Source organism: Planococcus sp. ISL-109, from assembly GCF_018613655.1.
Classification (GTDB): Bacteria; Bacillota; Bacilli; order Bacillales_A; family Planococcaceae; genus Planococcus.
The window spans coordinates 9,348-26,486 of record NZ_JAGGPW010000004.1 but is presented as its reverse complement, the minus strand read 5'-3'; the positions used below and the strand labels follow the sequence as shown (position 1 = coordinate 26,486).

Genomic DNA, 17,139 nt, shown 5'->3' with positions numbered 1-17,139 from the left:
AACCGACTCCTTATCCAATATTTTCCACACAAAAAAAGAGAGACCCGTACACAGCCGCAGAATTTTCTTCTGCTGTACTGGCATGGTCTCTCTCCGTGTCTCCGGCCATATATCTCTCGCTATTAACTTGTAAGTTTAGTTGACGGGTTTGAATGTACGAGTCGCAGCTACGGCATTTTTCCAGCCAGCGTATAAACGCTCGCTCGTTTCATCCGACATTGCCGGCTCATACGTTTTGTCGACTCGCCATTGTGCGGCGATCTCGTCTTTATCTTTCCAAAATCCTGTCGCCAGGCCTGCAAGGTATGCAGCGCCAAGTGCCGTCGTTTCCTGGATTTGCGGACGTTCGACCGGCACGTGAAGAAGATCTGACTGGAACTGCATCAGCATATCGTTGCTGACCGCACCGCCGTCTACACGCAAGGTCTTCAATTCAATCCCTGCATCTTTAATCATAACATCTACCACGTCTTTTGTCTGGTATGCGAGCGCCTCGAGCGTTGCGCGAATGAAATGCGCTTTGGTCGTGCCGCGCGTCAAGCCGAACACCGCGCCTCTCGCATCGGTGTCCCAGTAAGGCGTGCCGAGCCCGACAAATGCCGGCACCATATAGACGCCGTCTGTCGATTCCACTTGGTTTGCGTAATCTTCGCTTTCCGGCGCCGTATCGATGATTTGCAGCCCGTCGCGCAGCCACTGGATCGCCGAACCGGCGACAAAAATGCTGCCTTCGAGTGCGTATTCGACTTTGCCGTCTACGCCCCACGCCAAAGTCGTCAGAAGTCCGTGTTCGGATTCGACCGCTTTGTCGCCGGTGTTCATGAGCATGAAGCAGCCGGTGCCGTACGTATTTTTCGCCATGCCTTTTTCAAAGCACGCCTGTCCAAAAAGTGCCGCCTGCTGGTCGCCGGCAATGCCGGCAATCGGCACGCTGTAGCCGAAGAAATGGTATTCGATCGTATTGGCATAAACTTCAGATGACTGGCGCACGTCCGGCAGCATGCTTTTTGGCACCGTCAGGATATCGAGCAGCTCATCGTCCCATTTCAGTTCATGAATATTGTACATCAGCGTGCGGGATGCGTTGCTGTAATCGGTAATGTGTACAGCGCCGCCGGACAATTTATAGACGAGCCACGTGTCGATCGTTCCGAACATCAAATCGCCATTATCCGCTTTTTCTCTGGCGCCTTCGACATTGTCGAGAATCCATTTGACTTTCGTTCCGGAAAAATACGCGTCGATCAACAGTCCGGTCTTCTTGCGGAATGTCTCGTTCAAATCACGCTCTTTCAAGTCGTTGCAGATGCCGTCCGTCTGGCGCGATTGCCAGACGATCGCTTTATAAACCGGTTTTCCGGTATGGCGGTCCCAAACGACTGTCGTTTCGCGCTGGTTGGTGATACCGATGCCGGAAATCTCCGCAGGATCGATGTCCGTTTTCCGCAATACGTCTGCGATGCATGCAAGAACGGATGTCCAAATTTCACTAGCATCGTGTTCAACCCAGCCTGGTTTTTGGAAAAACTGCTGGAATTCCTGCTGGCCTGTGCCGACAACCTCACCGGCATGGTTCCACAAGACCGCGCGTGAACTGGTCGTTCCTTGATCGATCGATAAAATATATTTCTTATTCAATGGAATCGCCTCCGCTTGTTAGGAAATGGTGTTTTCTTTATATTGTTCGGCCTTTACACTATCCTTTTTCAATTCTACACTGGCGGCGGCCCTAGCGAATACCAGGACGAGCGCCAAGCTCATCACAAAGAACGGTAAGCTGTAATCGCCTGTAAACATCGCTTTATAGAAAACCGCGCCATATATTCCGCCGAAGATCGGCCCGACAATCGGCACCCACGCATAGCTCCAATCTGACGCACCTTTTCCTGGAATCGGCAGCAGCGCGTGCGCAATCCGGGGACCTAAGTCGCGCGCCGGGTTGATCGCATAACCGGTCGTTCCGCCGAGCGACATGCCGATCGCGATGATCAAGGCACCGACAATCAACGGATTCAAGCCTTCTGTGAATTCGTTGGCACCAATAAACAGCAAGCCCATCACGAGCACCGCTGTTCCGATGATTTCACTGACCAAATTGGATAACGGGCGGCGTATTGCCGGAATTGTCGAAAAGACACCGAGCTTTTTGTCCGCCTCTTCAGTCGCTTCCCAATGCGGCAAATAATTAAAGAACACGATTACGCCCCCAATGATGGCCCCTGCCAACTGGCCTGCTATGTACATCGGAACTTGCGACCAGGGAAACTCACCGATAAACGCGAAACCGAGTGTCACAGCCGGGTTCAAATGCGCTCCTGAGAAACTGCCGACCGCATAGATGCCCATCGTGACGGCAAGCCCCCAGCCGATGGTGATGACGATCCAGCCCGAATTTTCCGCTTTGGAATGTTTTAAAACGACGCCGGCGACGACCCCTGCCCCGAAAATGATGAGCACCATCGTACCGATCAACTCTGCTAAAAATACCGTCATATTGTACACTCCTTTTTGCATGCCTCGCCGCTGCCTGCTTTGCGGCAAAATTTAAAGCATTCATTGGTATAAACTCCGAACACGAAAAAAAAATCCGCAACGAACCAAGGCTCAACTACGTGAGCCTTGTCCGATGCGGATCTCCTAATCTCCTGCACGGTCTTTAACTTGTAAAATCAATTTAGCAGTTTCTGAAAACGCTGTCAACAATTTCAGGTAGGCGTTTATTGGAAAAGGCGCAATGCAGCTTTCCTTATTTGTCCCACAGCTCCGGCTGGGACGTCGAAATCGCCTGCGCCCCGCCCTCATAGGCCAGTTCGATATCTTCTTGCGTGCGGATCAAACCGCCGGCAATGATCGGGATCCCGGTTCGCTCGTGCACTTCTTTAATAATCGAAGGAATCAGCCCGGGCAACAATTCAATATAATCCGGTTTCACCTGGTTGATCAATGTCAAATTATGTTCAAGCGCATGGCTATCCAATAAGAATAAGCGCTGAATGGTCGTCAATTTGTTCTTCTTCGCAAGCGCGATGACGCTGCTGCGCGTCGAAACGATGCCATCCGGCTTCACTTCACGGATCAGGTATTCAAATCCGTAAGCATCCGCTTTCAAGCCTTGGATCAAATCGGCATGCAAAATCACTTTCTTGCCCGCTTTTTTTGCTGCCGCAACAAGTGGCTTCAGCTGCGCGAGCCGCACTTCCAGGAATATGATCGTTTCCTGGCCGCTCGCAAGCAAGCGTTCAAATTCCTTCAAATTCCGCATAACGGGCAACACACCCTTTAACACAACCACCAGTTTCTCCTCCTCCACTGTAAATACAATCTACGGTCATTATGCGCCAGCTTCCGCAAGTGCACAACTAATTGACCCCCGCTTCATTTCGCTCGGCAAGTGCGCTAAAATGGAAACAACCACCTAAAAGGAGTTGACAGCTATGCGAGTCAAAAAAGTGGGAAACGTCTATCAGCTGGCGTTCATGCCCAACATGTTTCCGATCAATTGCTATCTGGTCGAAGAACAGCAAGAACTGACGCTCATCGATTGCGGTTTAGCTGGAGCGGCACGCGAAATTGCCTTATCGGCAAAAGTCATCGGCAAGCCGATCACCCGAATCGCGTTGACACATGCACACGTCGACCATGTCGGTGCGCTCGATGCGCTGAAAAAACGGTTTCCGGATGCGGAAGTCAGCGTGTCCGCACGCGAAGCGAAAATCCTCGCCGGCGACAACAGCGCCTATATGGAAGACCGAGGAAAACCAGTCAAAGGCGGCGTCCCGAAAAATATTAAGACACTACCCGACCGCCTCTTGCAACAAGGTGATTTTGTCGGTTCGCTCGAAGTGTTTGAATCCCCTGGCCATTCACCCGGATCCTTGTCGTTTTTCGATGCGGGCTCCGGCGTGCTGATTGCAGGGGATGCTTTCCAGACACGCGGTGGAACGGCCGTTTCCGGCACATTAAAGCTGTTATTTCCGTTTCCAGCCCTTGCCACTTGGGACAAGAAGACAGCACTCGACAGCGCCAAGAAGTTGACTGCTCTAAAGCCCGGCACACTGGCAGTCGGGCACGGCCGACTGCTCGAGCACCCCTTGCGCTTCATGGAACAAGCAATACGTGATGCTGAGCAAAAACAAAAAAACTAGCCGTCCACTATTGTGGCTAAGCTAGTTTTTCTTCTGTTCAAGCTGATGTCTCGCTACCCGCATAAACCAGACCGGGCGGGTAATATCCGATAGTTCCTCCACCCGCCGGACTATCTCGAACCCAACTTTTTCATACACACGGATTGCCGGCGTATTACGGATATCCGGATCCGTCACACAGCAAGTCACCGAACCGTCGCGGAACACCACGTCCTGCAAAAAGCCGCGGATGATCGCCTGTCCGAAACCTTTTCCGCGGTATGGTGGAGCACCGATCAGAATATCGAGCCCAGCAGCGCGCTGAAGTTCCGCAAACTGTTCACTGCCCGGATAGTCGCTCCAATGGAAGGTCTGGATATAGCCGATCGGTTCGTCGTCATAATAAATCAAATACGGTTCGGTCGGATCGCTGCCCTTTATGCTGCTGACAAACTCGTGCACAAACTCCCCGTATGTCCCGTTATAGCTATATCCCCAAAACCGGTTGATCGGCGGTTCTTTCGTAATCCAGTCATAAAGCAGCGGCAAATGTTCACGCCGCATTCTATGAAAGCTGATATTATCCACTTGCAAACCCATTCTTCATCCCTCCGGCGCAGCCTTATTCCCGGTCTTTATCTACCGGCGGCCGCAAGTATTCTTCCAGGTGGTCATTCGGCAACGAAAACATCGATTCCACTGGCGAGTAATTCCCAGCAAGCCGGCCGATCGGCGCCAGTTTTTTCGTATCGATCCGTCCTTTGTCGTACAATTCATCCTGAATATGAAAACGCAGCACTTTTCCGATGACAAGGTGGTCATCCCCGAGCGGAATCACTTGTTCCAGCACACATTCCATGCTGACTGGGGACTCTTCCACACGCGGCACAGAAATCGCTTGTGAAGGAATCGGGGTCAACCCCACGTATGCAAATTCATCCACATCCGGTGCGACATGTTCACCCGTTCTGGCCATTTCATTGGCGAGAGGCCCCGACACGATATTGACAACAAATTCCCCCCGCTCCCGTATATTCGCAAGTGTATCCTTCACCGTGCCTGCCCGCGCTTCCACCCCTTCGCCAATCGAAAAGATGAGCATCGGCGGATTGCGTGAAGCGACTGTAAAAAAACTGAAAGGCGCCAAATTCAATTCACCCGTCTTTGAAACGGATGATACCCATGCAATCGGCCGCGGCAAGACGCTGCCGATCAGCAGTTTATAATTTTCCTTGCTCGTTTGGTCTTTAGGGTCGATAATCATGTGCTCCCACTCCTTTTTTAATCCTCTGAACCAGTTTGCTGACGGTGGTCAGCCGTTTTCTGCAGTAAATACCCGATCAGTGAAATCACCGCAAGATAAGGCAAAATCACTGTTCCATATCCTATCTCGAATCCTTCAGCGCTTGGCGCAAAGCTCTCATACAATCGCCAAAGCAAATAAAAAACATAGCCCACCGCGACAAAGCTGAGCCATACAAAAGATTTAAGCCAAAACGGCAACAATAGCCCACCCAGTAAAAATACTGCCAGTTGGATGGTGCCCATCCATTCGTAGATCATCTCCACCCTTTCCACGCCCCAACCTTAAATTATTAAGATAAGCGAAACCTAAGTTTACAGGCTACCCGCTTGCTTTACGCGAAGCAGCATGCCCAAATGCCATCAAGCAACATTCACAAACTCCACTTAATATATAATTAAACTTTCGCCATATCTGCCCAAGAACCCTTTTAATGCACCTGCCCTTCAAAAAATCCCGCACACCCTCTTTAGGACCATATCACTTGAAATCATATATTCCGCCTGCCGAACCGCTAAAATAGACCTAGAAAACATAAAAACTTTCTGTCTTTTCTGACAATAAAGGTTTATAATACAGTTAATAATTAGGGAGGTGTCTTATATGGAATGGGATCGCAAACTCGCCCAGTGGCGCTCGGAAGGCCTCATCGATCAGGAGGCAGTCGAGCGCATCCAGGCGTTTGAAACCCGTCAACCGAAAAAGCGCAAGCTGCCTCTTCTGCTCATCATCGGCTTGATCTTTTTCGCACTGGCCGTATTCAGCTTTATTGCCGCCAACTGGCAAGCCATACCGCCAATCGCAAAAGTCGGCATGGTCGTCTTGCTCATGTGGATCTTCTATGTGCTCGCCCATTTTTCCGAGAAAAAACATTTCGGCCATCCGATCATTTTCCGGATCCTCGGCTATACGATGTTTGGTGCCAGTTTGGTCGTGGCAGGGCAAGCATTCCACCTCGGAACCTCTTCAAGCATCGTTCCGTGGGCTTTATTCATCGCCGCTTTGGCACATTTTTTCACCTGGCGCCACACAGCCTTTACAATCATTTCGTTCATCAGCGGTATTTCCATCCTGTCTGCCGCAGCTCCCGGTGTCGGGTTTATCGAATGGGGGCTGTTCATCGCCGTCACGCTCGCCTGGTTCTTCCTGAGCAAGGACGGCCCGGCGATGATCTTCAGTTGGCTCCTGCTCCTCGGTTCAGGTTTCCTCGTTTGGAGCATTTGGGACATCGATAGTCCGCTCGTGCCGATCTGGACGTTATTCGCACTCGTCCCGCTTATGCTGATCGTTCCGAAAGACAAGCAAAAGCTTTTGGCTCCACTCTATTTGATAACCGGCGGCATCCAGCTTGTCACCTTCCTTGCGATACGCGGGGAAAGCGATATGCGCTTTGTCGAATTGAATATGATCGAATCGGTCATATTGGCGGTTGTCGGGGCTGGGATTTTCGTCCTCGCGTTCTTCCGGTTCCGCAGCCTGATGTGGCTCGGCGTCCTCGGCTTTGTCGGCTTCATGCTTTACGATGAAACCGCTATCGCGCTCGCTATCGTCGCTGAACTGACAGCGCTCGCGTACCTGATCATCGCCCAGCGCCAGGACAAACCGCTCGCCATGGGCTTCGTTTATTTCATCGTTGTCCAATTCGTCATCTACGTCATCTATGCATGGGAACGGCTCGATATGTCGCTGTTCTTCCTAATCGGCGCCATCCTGCTGTTCGTGCTATCAGGCATCGCCTGGTGGCTTAACCGCAAGAAAGAAGGTGCTGTGTCATGAAAAAATGGCTAATGCCCGCCCTGCAGACCGTTTTCGTCGGCCTGCTCGTCGTCAGTTTCTATGCCACATCCTGGTTCGGCGAACAATACGTTCTGCGCGCCGAACCATACGATCCGTTCGACCCGTTCTACGGCGAATACGTCATGCTGCAATATCCGGACCTTGATGCACCAGCCGGCATCCGCGACGGCACAATTTACTTCACATTGACTGAAGCCGACGATGGCTACGCTGTCATCGACCGGATTGAAGAGCGGCCGTTCTTCGGGGCCATCAACGGCTATAAATACGACCGCCGAGTCGTCGCGCCGCAGCTTGAAAACTTTTACGTCGAACAAGGGCGGGGCCCAGAGCTCGAAGCAGCCGTTGACCTTGAAGTCACCATCGACGTCGCGCCGTGGGGCTCCATCCGCCCGGTCAGCATTGCCCCACGCGAAGAATAGTCTATATCTAAAGCCCAGCCATAGCGATTTTGCTATGCTGGGCTTTTTCGTGCGTTCTATGAGGGAGTTGGAGAAGTTGTGTGTGGCAATTTCGAGGTGTTCGTTTGGAGTGTCACAGAAATGTGCCGCAGCCTCGCTTAGGGCCCCGCTCACGTATTGAGCCAAGAAGAACACTTGTCTCACTACTCCCCTTCACCCATGAGCGCGATTCTGCTTTTATATTCATTGATTCGAGACTGTGAAGAGGGGGCTGCTTCCACATGATTCATCGACAAATAGAAGACTGGCTAAGCTGGTTTAGTGAGTACAAACCAGCATTACCTTTATAATTTATAGGGGAAACTTATATAATATGCTATTCATTAACAGAGAAATGTATTTCGGCATTTTTTATTTGAGGGAACAAAAAAATAATTATCCCTATAAATCTAGAGATGTAGCGCAGGGCGGCGACGCCTGAGGGAGCAGCGGGTTTGAGAGACCCCGCAGGAGCGCGGTTTTTGCGCGACGAGGAGGCTCGATTCCCGCCCTAGGCAAGCGTCCGCCCGGAGCGCAATCTCCAAAACAACTCATTTATACTTATACATACTCTAAATTCTTCTCTTAATTCACACAAAAAAACCGGATCAAACCCATTGGCTCTCCAATAGACCTACCCGGCATACCTTATCTATGCTTCCTCGAGAACCCCTGACCGTTCCATCAAGCAGGTTTGGTAATAACTGTCCATCTCTTCCCATAACGCTTCATTGCTGAAATACTGCCGCACCCATTCCTGGCCGGCACTTCCTAAGCGTTCGCGCAACTCCAGATTTTGAATCAGCATCTCCAGTTTCGCCAGCACACCTGCATGATCGTCCGGATCGACCAAATACCCGGTCTCCCCGTCCACCAGCGTATCGCGAGCACCCGTCACATTCGCCGCAACAACCGGAATCCCCGTCAACGCTGCTTCCGCCGACACATTGCCAAAACCCTCACGCTTTGTCAGGAATAAAAACAGATCCATCAAATGATAAAACGGCACCGGATCCAGCTGGTGATCCTCGTGTACAATATGCGGATGCTCCGTGATCGTCTCGAGCGTTTTCTTGGATACGGCATCTGCGGACTCATAATCGCCGACAAGCAGCAGGCGCAGGTTCGGATAGCGGCCGGCCAACTCGAGAAAAGCCCGGACCGTCTCATCGATGCCTTTGTCTTTCGTGATCCGTCCCATCGACCCGAGAACGATATGTTCGTCCGTCCAGCCGTATGCGGCGCGCTTTTCATCGACGCGTGCTTTCATCGCTTTATCGAGTTCAAAACGCTTCAAATCGAAGCCGTTGACGCTGCCATGCCCCAGAATCCTGATTTTCTCAGCAGGGGCGATGCCGAGCTCGACAATCTGCTGTTTCAGGCTGGGCGATACCGCGAGCAGGTGAGTGGAAGAAGCAGCTGCGATTTTTTCCGCCATCAGCAGGATCTGCCGTTTGACACCCGTTGTCGTCTCCAAGCGCAAACCGAGCACGTTATAGATGCGCACCGGCACCCTGCAATAATATGCCGCAAGCGATACGATGAGTCCCGCTTTCGGTGTTCCAGCGTTGACGATGTCCGGCTTTTCTTTGCGGATGAGACGGATGCAGGCGAACAGCGATTCCAAATCTTTTTTCAAAGCGATCTCGCGCTCCATCTCGACGTGGAGTACTTTCACCCCTTCCTCTTCTTCGAAAATCCTTGCGTATTGGCCATTAGAGGTCAAGGCCTTTACTTCAAATCCGCGGGTTTGCATGTCATTCAACTGGCCGCGCACTAATTTCAGGCTTTGGGCGATGGTCATGGCGTGCAGTATTTTTGCTGTCATCGCTGAACCTCTCCCTTTCCCGTTCAAGCTTCTTGGACGCCGCATCAGCAATCGGGCTGCCGATCTGATCCAGCAACTCTTTCGTATAATGAGTAGCGTTGATTTTCTTCACGGAAAACACTTTTTCGCTATTGCGGATCAGCTTCGTCAAAATTTCCCGCTCATTGGCGAGGGCTTGGTCAATTTCCAGTTCAGGATTGAAGAATTCATAAGCGGTCAAAAGTGGCGAGCGAAGGTAATTAAAAATGTAGCGATTCAGATTCATAATTTTTTGGAGAGACTCAACATCATTAATTTTTGCAACATGCTCCTCCCCTCGTTCTAATACAGCAATATGAGTCACTGCATTCTTACTGAGAAGAAATTGTTTATCTACATATTCAGTTATTTGCTTCGAGCTTTTAGGATTGAAGTGTTCCATCATTGGCACTAGTCGACTCAAACCGTATGACAACTTCGAGCTTTTTTTATTATTGAAGTTTGAGTAATAACGAAAACTACTTGTCCATGGCACAGAGTGGATCATCCGACCGTCTGTGATGGCGAGATCTTCTGCGATGAATTCAGCGCCGTGGTCTATACATGCCGTCATGCTGCTGAGTGTTTTTCCTGTATCAGGCGGAGCAAATACAGCCAGTGTTGACCCTTCTTTCTTGAACGCCGAGCAGTGGATTGGCGCGTAGCCTTTTTTCAACAGCAATAATGTCGCCAAATCGGTCATAATATAGCCGATGGAATGCAGGTTCATGATACGGTGCGTGACGAGCTTATAATAGGCGCGGTTGACGGTGATTTTCGGCTCATCGGTCAAAAAGCCTTCTGCACGGATGCGCATTCTGCCTTTGCCGGCGTAATTTCGGGTATAGTAGAGTTTGTCCGCGCCCGGTGTGCCACTGAAATAATGGTATTTCCCCATCATTTCATGTTCCGCGTCATCACTAAATTCCTTCAAATCAACTTGAAGCCTGACGGCGCAGCAGTCGTATTGTTCTTTCGTGCCTTCTGGAACATTGTGGCCGTATGACCAGCCGAAGCTTTTGATATTCGTTTTGACTCCTAGTACTCCAGAGGATGCAATATAATAGTATGTTTTCAAATGAAACGCCCCTTTGTATTTACTTTCCCTCGCATGACCAGATTGATTAGTTCAGTTCGCCTGTTGGCACCAGCGATTCGGCGAGACAGCTTTTGTAAAAGTCATCCAACTCTTGCCATAGCACCTCGTTGCTGAAATGGATGTTCGCCCACTCCCGCCCGGCTTCCCCAAACCGCACGCGCAATGTGTCGTGTGCTATCAATTGCCCAATCGTTTCCATAATATCCTGAAGATTATCCGGGTCGACCAGATAACCCGTCTTTCCTTCAACGATGGTATTTCTCGCTCCGGTAACATTTGATGCGATGACCGGCAGCCCGCATAAAGCTGCTTCAATTGAAACATTCCCAAAACCTTCACGTTTTGTTAGGAAGACGAAGACGTCCATCATATGGTAATAGGGCACTGGATCCGGCAAAAAACCGGTGTTGATGATGTTCGGATTGTTCTCGATTTCCCATTTCACTTCTGCGTCTATCGGATCGTCGTCTTCGTAATCACCAACGATGAGCAAGCGCAGCTGGGTATACTCAACATTTAACTTTTTAAAAGCGGTGACGAGCTCATTGACGCCCTTGTCTTTCGTCAACCGCCCGACGAACCCGAGGATGAGATGTTCTCGCCGGAGCCCAAAGCGTTCGCGTAGCTTATCGGCTTGCGCTGATGTTTCGGGGCTTTGCTGGAATCTCGAGACATCAAATCCGTCGCCGCTGCCTTTGCCCAGAACGCTGATTTTTTTTTCATTAGCAATGCCGAATTCAATCGCGCGCTCCTTTAAGCTGTCGGACACGGCTAGGCAATGGGTTGCTGAAGAGGCAGCGAGCTTCTCCATATTCAGCAATAGCCGGCGTTTCCAGCCATTTGTCGTTTCGAGCCGCAAGCCGCGCATCGTATAGATCCGGACCGGCACGCGGCAAATGCGCGCTGCTATCGTCACCACCAGCCCAGCTTTTGGCGTACCTGCATTCACAATTAAAGGCTGTTCTTTTTGAAAAAGCACAACGCAACGAATGAGCGACTTTAGATCGTGCAGTGGTGAAATACCTCGCTTCATCGGCAGTTCCAGCATATCTACCTGTTCGCTTACGCGGAACTCTTCATAGCCTGCCCCCTTGGAACTCAAAGCTTTTGGTTCAAATCCTTGTGTTTTCAAATAGCGCAGCTGGCCATTCATGAAGCTCAAGCTTTCTGATACGGTTACGGCATGAATCAATTTCTTCGTCATGGCATTACCCTCCGCTCAGCTTTTTTCATAAACTTCTTCTGTCCGGAACACTTTTACAAAAGTCTGCATCAGAATATACAAATCGAGCCGTAAGCTTTTGCGGTTGATGTAATCGATGTCGATCTCGATTTTTTCATCCCAGGTCAGTGTATTGCGCCCACTCACCTGGGCAAGTCCCGTGACACCAGGTTTCACCAGTAGCCGCTGCTTCTGGTAATCGTTATAGTTATCGGTCTGATCGGTGACGGTCGGGCGCGGACCGATAAAGGCCATATCCCCTTTGACGATATTGATCAGCTGGGGCAATTCGTCGATGCTTGTTTTACGGAGAATATTGCCGACTTTCGTGATGCTTGGATCTCCAACGAATGGGTTGATGCGATTGCGCTTTTTGTCCCTTCCGTGCTCCATCGTGCGGAATTTATAGATGGTGAAATGCCGTCCATAGAGACCGCCACGCTGTTGCTTAAACATGGCCGGCCCTTTCGACTCAAGGCGGATCAATAGCGTGACGGTTAAAAATAAGGGCGATAAGACTAGCAGCATCAAAACGGCTGTGATGATTTCCAGAAACCTTGCCACCACATTCGAGCGTTTCGGTTGCTTTTGTTTTTGTACTTCACTAAAATCTCCAATAATCATTCGTTGCTCACTCCTCACATTCTCCATAAAGTTACCTTCTCCGGTTTTTCATTTCGCTCAAGCACACTCTTCACATCAAAAACATAGCCCTCTTCTCCTTCGAGCAAGCGTTCGAAGAGTTTCCAGCCCAGTTGCCGGTATGGCTCATGAGGTACAGCGAGCACCACCGCAACAGCCGGGAGCAGCTCTTTCTGCCTCGTCAGCAAAACGCCGCCTGCACATTCCGCTTTCGCCAAATCAAGTTTCGCATCCGACACTTGAACGTCTATGCCATATTCCTGCAACTCCGAGACGAGACCTATGACCCCCACTTCCGTCACCTCGCTCTCGCTATCCATTTTTGTGATGCCAAGGATGGTGATGCGCGCTTCATGGATGATTACTTCATTTTGGATGAGCTTTTTGATGATGCGCTGCGCCATTTGCCGCCCTTTCACCCCGCCTTTGCACCAGGATGGGTTTGCGCCTTGCCAGAAAACATGATTGTCTCCTAACAGATCGGGTTCGAATTTGATGAAGCCCCGCTTCGTATTCGCGGTTTCCAGCACATCATGCGTATCGATACCCTGTTGGTTCAAAGTCAGCGCGACTTCATTCATCAGCGCGATGTTCACTTGTGTTTGTGCGATTTCCAGCAATTGGGCGGCTTCAGCGACACGGATTGACTTCGCTTTATAAATGCCACCGTCATGGATCGGCGCAAACAGGTCTGCCAGATAATCCGTGACCTGTCGGCTCTGCCCTGATATCACTTTGCGCATTTTCGGGATATTCGCTCGCAGTTCACTGTTATTATTCCACCTGGCCGGCGCGAAACCGATGAAAAATTCCTTGTCGGCTTTCAGCCCCGAATGTTGCTCCAGAATAGGGATGCACGTTTCTTCTGTCGTCCCCGGATAAACCGGAGCTTCGAAAATCAGCACCGTCCCTTTTTTCATATGCGTTCCGGCGATTCGGCACAGATCCGACAGCGCATCTAAGGTATAGGCCGGCCGCTTGGAGCCGGTCAAGAGGAGAATGCCCGCTTCACTAAGTGCTTCAGGACGATCGGTGAAAGGAATGCCCTGTTTTTCAAATGGTTCTTTTTTGGAGCCATCCGGATCGAACACGATGACCGGATAAACGTTTCCAAACGCTGTTGCCGCAAGCAAGCTCGTTCCGTCGGCTCCGACAATTGCAATTTTCAAGTTGTCCATCATAAGCCCACCTTCTCCCCCTTTTTCCTCTTCCATTTCAGTTTCGTGAATTCCATCAATTGCCGGCTATTCGCTGCTGCATACGACAGCAATAATAGTGGGATGATCTTATTGCGGTGGCGCATCGCCGTTCCGGCACTCTGCGTACCGTATGAATAGATGAACACCGTCACACCGATAAACAGCAGGATGAACAATTTCGTCCGCACCGGCATTTCACTGCGGAACAAGCCGTAGAGCGTTGCTCCGATCAAGAAAATGTAAACCGTCGAATCGAACAGGAAACTGACCACATCGTCCACACCCCGCCAATCGAATGGAAGCGGCGAGAATAGAAAGTAGAACATTTTCAGCGGTGCCACAAGCAGCGCGGCGACGCCGGACAAGCCGCTAAAGCTCGCTAAGTAAACCGAGCCTCCTGCTGCGAAAATCTCGTAATCGACCGTACCGCCTTCTTCACTGACAAATTTGCTCAAGAAGACATCGGCGTTCTGGAAGACGATGAAAGCGATTCCGCCGATAAATATCAGGTAGATGAGCGGCGTCGAGATTTTCTTGCCCATCGTTTCCCGCTCCAGCCAGACGAACGAAGCGATGTAGACGAGCAATAAGCCGATCATGCCCGTATGGAACATCATCGCGAGTATCGACAAGACGACCGCCCATCCGAATTGGAGGAACTTCCGCTCCCCGATCCAGCGCAGGAAGTAATAAAGCGAGACAGTTGTAAAGAAGATGATCAGCGCTTCCCTGAGGAGGATGCTCGACATGAAAATACTGTTTGGCATCAGCGTGAAAATCAGCAATGCGATAATGCTCAATTTTTTTTCAATCTGCAAGTAGTTCAAAGACTTGAATAGGAAAACGGCTGCGAATACCCAGCAGGCGATGTTAAGAAATTGCGAGTAAGCCCGCTGATCACCGATCATATAGTAGAGACCCGACAGAAACGGCACATAGACCGTAGCTGTCTGTTCCAACGGATATTGGCCATTCGCGACCAGTACGGATACTTCATGGAAATATTCGGTGTCCGTCCCGCTCGAGAAAATTCCCACCGAAGGGAAATACAAATCGATGAATAAAATGACTATCCGGACCGCAAATCCAGCAAAAATGACGATCAGCCATTCATTTTTCAAATTACGGTATAAATACAGTGAAATTGCGACAATTCCAGTGAAGACAAGAAGCATCGCATAACCGTCACCCGGCGGAAGAAAATCTTTGATCAAAAACGTCGCGAGAATCTGTATGACAAAAAATCCAAGTACATAAATCATGAACCCCCACCCCCTTCTTTCATCGTCTGGACAGCGCCATCAGCCGCGCTTTGTAATAGGTGATATCGCTCAATTGCAGCACCCACAGCATCGCTGCATAAACCAGTACACCGGTCAACACGCCGATAACCAATGCCGGGATGTCTCCTGTTGCCTGCAAGGAAACGGTAAACGCCGTTCTGGCCGCCCCCCCCATGACAATCGCCGCGAGTATGCCTTTCGCCAGATCCATCATGAGCCGTCGACTGTCGAGCGAACCGATTTTCCGGACGAGCGACGCATACAAGAGCACCGTACTGACAATCGCCGCGATGCTCGTTGCGAGCGCCAGGCCGTTCAGCCCCATGACGCGCGACAGCACCAGATTCAGCGCGACATTCAAAAACATTACACCGAACGCGTTGATCATCGGTGTCCGCGTATCTTGCAAGGAATAGAACACTTTCGACAGCACTTCACGCAGCCCGAACCCGAGTAGGCCGAGTGCGTAGAAGAACAATAAGCCCGCGGTCATCGCAATGGCCCGTTCTTCAAACGCCCCTCGCCCGAATAACAGCTCCGTAATCTGCCGCGAAAAGATCATCATGCCGACCGCCGCAGGAATAACGATGAGCGAAACCGTCGTAATGATTTTGCCGACGACATCTTTCAGTTCTTCTATATTTTTCCTTACTGCCAGTTTGGAGATTTTCGGGAACATCACTTTCACGACCGCCAGAACAAAAATCGCTTGGATGAAGAATACGATGCGGTGTGCATAAGTGAGTGCGGAAATCCCGCCTTCCGCCAGCTGCGAGGCGATCGTCCGGTCGAAAAGAATGTTAACTTGGTCCGCCGATACCCCGATGATGACTGGAATGGCGAGCATCATCATCTGCTTCAAATCCCTGTCTTTCAAGTTCAAAATAAACTGGTGGCGATAGCCGCTTTTGCGTATGGCCGGCACCATGTAGAGAAACTGCGCAATAACCGCAATGACAGTCCCAATCGCCAGCATCATGATGTCCATTTTTGAACTGACCACTATGGTCGTAATAAGCAGGACATTCAGCGGCAACCCGCTCAACACCGTCGGGAGAAAGCGGTCTTTCACTTCCAGGTAGCTCGTGAAAATGAAGATCAAGGCAGTGAAGTAAAGCGCCAACGACATGATTCGCGTGAACAAGACCGCAATGCGCAGCGTTTCCCCTTCAAACCCGTAGGCAAACACTTTCACAATCGGCTCCGGGAATACCAAGAGCAGGATCACGAGAACCGTCGACAGCAACATGACGGCGTTGGTAAGGTTGGCGGTGAAACGCTCCGATGCTTCATTGCCACGCTCTTCTCGGATTTTCGTGTAGACCGGGATATAACTGGCGGCAATACCCATACCAATAAAGGCAAAGAAAACAGTTGAAATACTGCTAGAAATTAGATAAGCATCTGTTAAACCGTCTGCGCCATAAAAATAGGCAAGGAAGATATCACGGGAAAAACCAAGAGTTTTTGTGAGAATGGCGACGAACATGATGGCGATGACTGTTTTTTCCATAGTTTCAACCTCTTTTGCGTTCATTCTGGGAGTCAGGTGGCGCTCCCGAAGCGGTGATGCGGTCAGCTAGTTTAATCCGGCCGTCTGTCTGCAGCGGACTTCGGCGCGGATGGAATCCCGTTGTGATTAATCCTAGGGGGTGTAGGTTAAAAGATGGTTAAACTGCGCAAGTGTTTTGAAAAAAGCTCGGAGATTTTATTATGGTGAGTGGTGCTTGGCAAGTGACTCATGTGGACGTTTATAGTGGCTGTCATTTTTCATTATTTTTTAAACTCTGCAAGCAAGAAGTAATAACCTCTTATCTAATACAATCTCAGCGTCCAAAATGCATGAAATATTCCTATATATGTTGAACCAAAGAAATATTAGTGAATTACCACTACTACTTGAACACTAACAATTTGCGAACAAACAGATATGGAGCAAAACTACGGAGACTCCCAAGGGAGCAACGGTTTTCTTGCGAGGTTTGAGCTAGCGAGAATCGAGCAGCGCTCTTTTCAGCGACGAGTCAGCCGAGACCCCGCAGGGAATGAATGAGCGAAGCTTAGCTGAGCGCATTCATTTGCGACGCATCTGCCCTGCAGATGTGGGAGCACACGTTTTTCGCAGCGACTGAGGAGGCTTGGCGCCCGCCCGCAGGAAATGAACAAGCGAAGGGAAGCTGAGCT

16 protein-coding genes are annotated in these 17,139 nt (G+C 50.3%); 3 read left to right on the top strand and 13 right to left on the bottom strand.

The features are described from left to right. Window positions 1-135: 135 nt before the first annotated feature. The 3 genes from glpK to J7E21_RS01895 form a co-directional block, all read right to left on the bottom strand. The gene (gene glpK, locus J7E21_RS01905; protein WP_215104240.1) at window positions 136-1,638 is read right to left on the bottom strand and encodes a glycerol kinase GlpK; all 1,503 of its coding nucleotides are present in this window, start codon (window positions 1,636-1,638) and stop codon (window positions 136-138) included. 18 nt (window positions 1,639-1,656) lie between these two features. Next, complete coding sequence (locus J7E21_RS01900) at window positions 1,657-2,493, bottom strand: MIP/aquaporin family protein (protein WP_215104238.1); 837 nt, start codon at window positions 2,491-2,493, stop codon at window positions 1,657-1,659. A 253-nt stretch (window positions 2,494-2,746) separates the two neighbouring features. After that, window positions 2,747-3,262 (bottom strand): glycerol-3-phosphate responsive antiterminator, encoded by a 516-nt coding sequence (locus J7E21_RS01895; RefSeq protein WP_215106061.1) that lies wholly within the window; start codon window positions 3,260-3,262, stop codon window positions 2,747-2,749. Between the two features lie 172 nt (window positions 3,263-3,434). Between J7E21_RS01895 and J7E21_RS01890 the strand changes: the two genes are divergently transcribed. After that, complete coding sequence (locus J7E21_RS01890) at window positions 3,435-4,145, top strand: MBL fold metallo-hydrolase (RefSeq protein ID WP_215104237.1); 711 nt, start codon at window positions 3,435-3,437, stop codon at window positions 4,143-4,145. Between the two features lie 21 nt (window positions 4,146-4,166). Here J7E21_RS01890 and J7E21_RS01885 read toward each other — a convergent pair whose 3' ends face one another. Genes J7E21_RS01885 through J7E21_RS01875 form a run of 3 tightly spaced genes read right to left on the bottom strand, consistent with a single transcriptional unit; the run spans window position 4,167 to window position 5,693 of the window. Beyond that, window positions 4,167-4,724 (bottom strand): GNAT family N-acetyltransferase, encoded by a 558-nt coding sequence (locus J7E21_RS01885; RefSeq protein WP_215104235.1) that lies wholly within the window; start codon window positions 4,722-4,724, stop codon window positions 4,167-4,169. A gap of 22 nt (window positions 4,725-4,746) precedes the next feature. After that, on the bottom strand, window positions 4,747-5,388 hold the full coding sequence (locus tag J7E21_RS01880) for a flavin reductase family protein (RefSeq protein ID WP_215104233.1): 642 nt from the start codon (window positions 5,386-5,388) through the stop codon (window positions 4,747-4,749). 17 nt (window positions 5,389-5,405) lie between these two features. Further along, entirely contained in the window at window positions 5,406-5,693 is a 288-nt protein-coding gene (locus tag J7E21_RS01875; RefSeq protein WP_215104231.1) for a hypothetical protein, read from the bottom strand. A gap of 337 nt (window positions 5,694-6,030) precedes the next feature. On the opposite strand from J7E21_RS01875, the gene J7E21_RS01870 reads away from it, so the two are divergent. Both J7E21_RS01870 and J7E21_RS01865 read left to right on the top strand, forming a co-directional pair. Then, window positions 6,031-7,203: a DUF2157 domain-containing protein gene (locus J7E21_RS01870; protein ID WP_215104229.1), complete on the top strand. Its 1,173-nt coding sequence runs from the start codon at window positions 6,031-6,033 to the stop codon at window positions 7,201-7,203. Then, window positions 7,200-7,646 (top strand): GDYXXLXY domain-containing protein, encoded by a 447-nt coding sequence (locus J7E21_RS01865; protein ID WP_215104227.1) that lies wholly within the window; start codon window positions 7,200-7,202, stop codon window positions 7,644-7,646. The genes J7E21_RS01870 and J7E21_RS01865 overlap by 4 nt, the downstream gene beginning before the upstream one ends. A 670-nt stretch (window positions 7,647-8,316) precedes the next feature. Here J7E21_RS01865 and J7E21_RS01860 read toward each other — a convergent pair. Genes J7E21_RS01860 through murJ form a run of 7 tightly spaced genes read right to left on the bottom strand, consistent with a single transcriptional unit; the run spans window position 8,317 to window position 16,468 of the window. Further along, window positions 8,317-9,492: a glycosyltransferase family 4 protein gene (locus tag J7E21_RS01860; protein WP_215104225.1), complete on the bottom strand. Its 1,176-nt coding sequence runs from the start codon at window positions 9,490-9,492 to the stop codon at window positions 8,317-8,319. Further along, window positions 9,422-10,588, bottom strand: a complete 1,167-nt coding sequence (locus tag J7E21_RS01855; RefSeq protein ID WP_215104223.1) for a hypothetical protein — start codon at window positions 10,586-10,588, stop codon at window positions 9,422-9,424. The genes J7E21_RS01860 and J7E21_RS01855 overlap by 71 nt, the downstream gene beginning before the upstream one ends. 46 nt (window positions 10,589-10,634) lie before the next feature. Continuing rightward, window positions 10,635-11,813 (bottom strand): glycosyltransferase family 4 protein, encoded by a 1,179-nt coding sequence (locus J7E21_RS01850; RefSeq protein ID WP_215104221.1) that lies wholly within the window; start codon window positions 11,811-11,813, stop codon window positions 10,635-10,637. A 15-nt stretch (window positions 11,814-11,828) separates the two neighbouring features. Then, window positions 11,829-12,455 (bottom strand): sugar transferase, encoded by a 627-nt coding sequence (locus J7E21_RS01845; protein ID WP_215104219.1) that lies wholly within the window; start codon window positions 12,453-12,455, stop codon window positions 11,829-11,831. A gap of 14 nt (window positions 12,456-12,469) precedes the next feature. After that, window positions 12,470-13,651 carry a nucleotide sugar dehydrogenase gene (locus J7E21_RS01840; RefSeq protein ID WP_215104218.1) on the bottom strand — a complete coding sequence of 394 codons (1,182 nt, stop codon included), beginning with the start codon at window positions 13,649-13,651 and terminating at the stop codon, window positions 12,470-12,472. Then, on the bottom strand, window positions 13,651-14,934 hold the full coding sequence (locus J7E21_RS01835; protein WP_215104216.1) for a hypothetical protein: 1,284 nt from the start codon (window positions 14,932-14,934) through the stop codon (window positions 13,651-13,653). Before J7E21_RS01835 ends, J7E21_RS01840 begins: the two co-directional genes overlap by 1 nt. A gap of 19 nt (window positions 14,935-14,953) precedes the next feature. Then, entirely contained in the window at window positions 14,954-16,468 is a 1,515-nt protein-coding gene (gene murJ, locus J7E21_RS01830; RefSeq protein ID WP_215104214.1) for a murein biosynthesis integral membrane protein MurJ, read from the bottom strand. Window positions 16,469-17,139: the final 671 nt, after the last annotated feature.

Excerpts from the sequence above, each read along its gene's own strand:
- J7E21_RS01900 (WP_215104238.1), bottom strand. The coding sequence starts at position 2,493 with ATGACGGTATTTTTAGCAGAGTTGATCGGTACGATGGTGCTCATCATT.
- J7E21_RS01895 (WP_215106061.1), bottom strand. The coding sequence starts at position 3,262 with ATGCGGAATTTGAAGGAATTTGAACGCTTGCTTGCGAGCGGCCAGGAA.
- J7E21_RS01890 (WP_215104237.1), top strand. The coding sequence starts at position 3,435 with ATGCGAGTCAAAAAAGTGGGAAACGTCTATCAGCTGGCGTTCATGCCC.
- J7E21_RS01885 (WP_215104235.1), bottom strand. The coding sequence starts at position 4,724 with ATGGGTTTGCAAGTGGATAATATCAGCTTTCATAGAATGCGGCGTGAA.
- J7E21_RS01880 (WP_215104233.1), bottom strand. The coding sequence starts at position 5,388 with ATGATTATCGACCCTAAAGACCAAACGAGCAAGGAAAATTATAAACTG.
- J7E21_RS01870 (WP_215104229.1), top strand. The coding sequence starts at position 6,031 with ATGGAATGGGATCGCAAACTCGCCCAGTGGCGCTCGGAAGGCCTCATC.
- J7E21_RS01865 (WP_215104227.1), top strand. The coding sequence starts at position 7,200 with ATGAAAAAATGGCTAATGCCCGCCCTGCAGACCGTTTTCGTCGGCCTG.
- J7E21_RS01860 (WP_215104225.1), bottom strand. The coding sequence starts at position 9,492 with ATGACAGCAAAAATACTGCACGCCATGACCATCGCCCAAAGCCTGAAA.
- J7E21_RS01850 (WP_215104221.1), bottom strand. The coding sequence starts at position 11,813 with ATGACGAAGAAATTGATTCATGCCGTAACCGTATCAGAAAGCTTGAGC.
- J7E21_RS01845 (WP_215104219.1), bottom strand. The coding sequence starts at position 12,455 with ATGATTATTGGAGATTTTAGTGAAGTACAAAAACAAAAGCAACCGAAA.
- J7E21_RS01840 (WP_215104218.1), bottom strand. The coding sequence starts at position 13,651 with ATGGACAACTTGAAAATTGCAATTGTCGGAGCCGACGGAACGAGCTTG.
- J7E21_RS01835 (WP_215104216.1), bottom strand. The coding sequence starts at position 14,934 with ATGATTTATGTACTTGGATTTTTTGTCATACAGATTCTCGCGACGTTT.
- murJ (WP_215104214.1), bottom strand. The coding sequence starts at position 16,468 with ATGGAAAAAACAGTCATCGCCATCATGTTCGTCGCCATTCTCACAAAA.